3 protein-coding genes are annotated in these 3,286 nt (G+C 63.4%); all 3 read left to right on the top strand.

Annotated elements, in window-relative coordinates; translation table 11 throughout:
* Positions 1 to 320: 320 nt before the first annotated feature.
* The 3 genes from dut (at position 321) to ACY69P_RS15430 (ending at position 3,163) form a co-directional block, all read left to right on the top strand.
* Complete coding sequence (dut, locus tag ACY69P_RS15440; protein ID WP_462328119.1) at positions 321 to 806, top strand: dUTP diphosphatase; 486 nt, start codon at positions 321 to 323, stop codon at positions 804 to 806.
* A gap of 33 nt (positions 807 to 839) precedes the next feature.
* Positions 840 to 2,039: an acetylornithine/succinylornithine family transaminase gene (locus ACY69P_RS15435; protein ID WP_462328118.1), complete on the top strand. Its 1,200-nt coding sequence runs from the start codon at positions 840 to 842 to the stop codon at positions 2,037 to 2,039.
* Between the two features lie 260 nt (positions 2,040 to 2,299).
* Positions 2,300 to 3,163, top strand: coding sequence for a 50S ribosomal protein L11 methyltransferase (locus tag ACY69P_RS15430; RefSeq protein WP_462328117.1), 864 nt, complete (start codon positions 2,300 to 2,302; stop codon positions 3,161 to 3,163).
* Positions 3,164 to 3,286 lie beyond the last annotated feature (123 nt).

Here is a 3,286-nt window from a genome sequence, read left to right as displayed (position 1 = left end):
TTCCCGTTCCAGGCAAACAGGAAATTGTAGGCGAGTTCCCAAAGCGGGCTCAACTTCTCCGGAAGTTTCGGAACCACGCTGAAAACCTGGATAGGTTGCATATCATACTCCTTGCATGGCGCTTGTCGTACACTCTTGCGTATCTACTACTCCGGCAGGTTATAACCTGCCAATGCACCCGCAAAATGGCAAGCACTCTCTTCTGCCCTGGGGCTCATCCCCGGGGCTGGTCTTTGACTTCCACGCCCTGCTGGACTACCTCTTTGCGTCATACTCTTTAATCGGCCGCCACCCGGCGGCCCCGTTTTGTGGAGCATACCATGTACAGCGACCAGAGCGCCCCGGGCTTCGGGAGCATCGACGTCGACTTCAAGGTGCTGCACCCGGTGCTGGAGGAGCATCCGCCTGCCTACTCCACCACCGGTTCCGCAGGGTTTGACCTGCGGGCCTGCATCGACGAAGAGACGCTGACCATCCCGGCCGGAGAACGGCGCGCCATTCCCACCGGAATCGCCATCGACATCAAATCCCCGTTGGTGGCCGGATTCGTCTACTCCCGCAGCGGTCTGGGCACCAAGGAAGGCCTGACCGTCAGCCAAGGCGTGGGCGTTATCGACCCCGACTACAGAGGCGAGATTATCGTTTCCCTGCTCAACACCTCGGACCAGACACGACGACTCCGACGAGGGCAGCGCATTGCCCAGCTCGTGTTTCAGCCCGTGCATCAGGCGCGGCTGACCAAGGTGACTGATCTTTCCGAAACCGCCCGCGGCGCTGGCGGATTCGGCCACACAGGGAAAATGTAATCCGCCACCCGGCGGCATAGGGAGAAACCCACCATGTCCGATGCATTCAGCGCGCTCAAAGAACGTGACACCGCTTCCATCTGCAACACCTACGCACGCTACCCACTGGCAGTGGAGCGCGCCTCGGGCACCCGCCTTTTTGACAGCTCCGGCAAGGAATACGTGGACCTGCTTGCGGGCATCGCCGTCTGCAACCTCGGCCACGCCAACGAAGAACTGCTCGGCACGCTCACCAGCCAGTGGTCCAAGCTGGGGCACGTGAGCAATCTTTTCCACCAGACGGAGCAGGTGGAGCTGGCCGAGCGCCTGCTGGCCACCTGCGGCGCGGACAAAGCCTTCTTCTGCAACTCCGGCGCAGAAGCGAACGAGGCCGCCATCAAGATGGCCCGGCGCTACATGCACACCGTCAAAGACCGTGACGCCTATGAGGTTATCACACTTGACGGCTCTTTCCACGGGCGAACTCTCGCCACGCTGACCGCAACCGGCCAGCCCAAGGTCAAGGACGGCTTTGAGCCGCTGCCCGAGGGCTTTATCACGGTGCCATTCATGGACATTGACGCCGTGCGCGCAGCCCTTACCGACAAGACCGCCGCCGTGATGGTGGAGCTTATTCAGGGTGAGCGCGGCGTGCGGCCACTGTCGCAGGAGTATGTGGACGCCCTTGTGGCCCTGTGCCGCGAAAAGGACATCCTGCTCATAGTGGACGAGGTGCAAACCGGCCTTGGGCGCACCGGCAAGTACTGGGCGCACCAGCACTACGGCATCACGCCAGACATCTTCACCACGGCCAAGCCGCTGGCCAACGGCCTGCCCATGGGCGCGCTGCTGGCGACGGACACCGTTGCCGCGGCCTTCACCCCCGGCAGCCACGGAACGACTTTTGGCGGAAACGCCCTTGTCAGTGCAGTGGCCTGCACGGTACTGGATATTATGAAGCGCGACGGCATCTGCGAAAAAGCCGCACAGACCGGCGCCTACGCCCTTGACCTCTTCCGCTCGCTGCAGGAGCGCCACCCCGGCAAGATTGCCGAGGTCCGCGGCCTTGGCCTCATCATCGGTATCGAACTCACCATCCCCGGACAGGACATCTGGCAGGGCCTCATGGATGCAGGGTTTATCTGCAACCTGACGCAGGGCACCATCCTGCGCCTGCTGCCGCCGCTTATTATCGACCCGGCAGACCTTGAGCGCTACGCCAAGGAGCTTGACCGCCTGCTCGCGCAGGCCTAGCGCCGCCTTTTCACGCCGGGGCCCCGGCCCCGGCGTCCATCGCGGCGAAAGACAAAGACGCCCATGCCCATGACCACACCAGCCGCAAGCGGCCCACAGCCCCCAGAACAGCCGCAGAGCGTTCCTGCACCGCGCCAGTTGCCCCGGCAGCGTCCGGGCATAACGCCAGACGCGCCGCCCACGACCGAGCGCGTGCGCCGCGTGCCGGAGGCTGGCACAGGCCGTATTGTGGACAACAGAGTATAACACCACAGGAATTCATGAAAAATCTTCTGCAAATCGAATGCACGGTTCCGGACTCCCTCGTGGAGGACGTCACCTTCTACCTGACGGAAAACGCCCCCCACGGCTGGCAGGAGGAGCTCTCCACCCAGCACGAGGAAGTGCTGTTCCGCATCTACTTTGAGGAATCCGCCGCCGCGCATGACGTTATTCAGGGCCTGTCCGCCACGTGGCCGGACATCACCATCCACCGCAACAGCATCGAGGAACAGGACTGGGCCAGCGCATGGCGCGAGTTCTTTACCCCGGTGGAGGCCGGACGTTTTATCGTTCTGCCCCCGTGGCGGAAGGACGAAGCCCCCGAAGGCTCCATGCCCATCATCATCGAGCCGAAAACCGCCTTTGGCACCGGCCACCACGGCACCACGGCCCTGTGCCTTGAAGCCATCGACTCGCTGGTGCAAGGCGGCGCGGTTGCCGCAGGCGGCAGGTTCTTCGACCTTGGCACCGGCTCCGGCATCCTCGGCATTGGCTGCTGCAAGCTGGGCCTTTCCGGCATTGGTCTGGACATTGACCCCCTCGCCATTGAAAACGCGCTGGAAAACCGCACCATCAACGGCGTTGGCGATGAATTCGCCCTTGGCACCGGTTCCGTGGACGCGGCCGGCGGCGACGAACGCTTTGACCTCGTCGTGGCGAACATCCTCGCCAATCCGCTCAAGGCCATGGCCGAGCAGATTATCGCCAAGGCCAAATCCGGCGGCTGCCTTGTGCTCTCCGGCATTCTGAACGAACAGGCAGACGCCGTGGCAGAGGTCTACACCGGCCTTGGCCTGCCCGCGCCGGAGCGCCACTCCAAAAACGAGTGGACCGCGCTCATCTGGCGCGAGATGCCCGCCTAGCGGCGCATCGGCAGATGGCCTCGCAAGCGCAGGACGCCCGCCACAAAAAAGCACAGCCACCGCGCCATACCATGACGCACAGCTGTGCCACAGTCCGCCACCGCGCCGCTCAAAGCGCCTCCG

The organism is Desulfobaculum sp., from assembly GCF_054921475.1.
Note: the sequence above shows the minus strand (reverse complement) of the source record. Positions and strands in the feature narration are given on the sequence as shown.

Bases quoted from the DNA above. Each gene is read 5' to 3' on its own strand.
- ACY69P_RS15430 (WP_462328117.1), top strand. From the start codon at position 2,300: ATGAAAAATCTTCTGCAAATCGAATGCACGGTTCCGGACTCCCTCGTG.
- dut (WP_462328119.1), top strand. From the start codon at position 321: ATGTACAGCGACCAGAGCGCCCCGGGCTTCGGGAGCATCGACGTCGAC.
- ACY69P_RS15435 (WP_462328118.1), top strand. From the start codon at position 840: ATGTCCGATGCATTCAGCGCGCTCAAAGAACGTGACACCGCTTCCATC.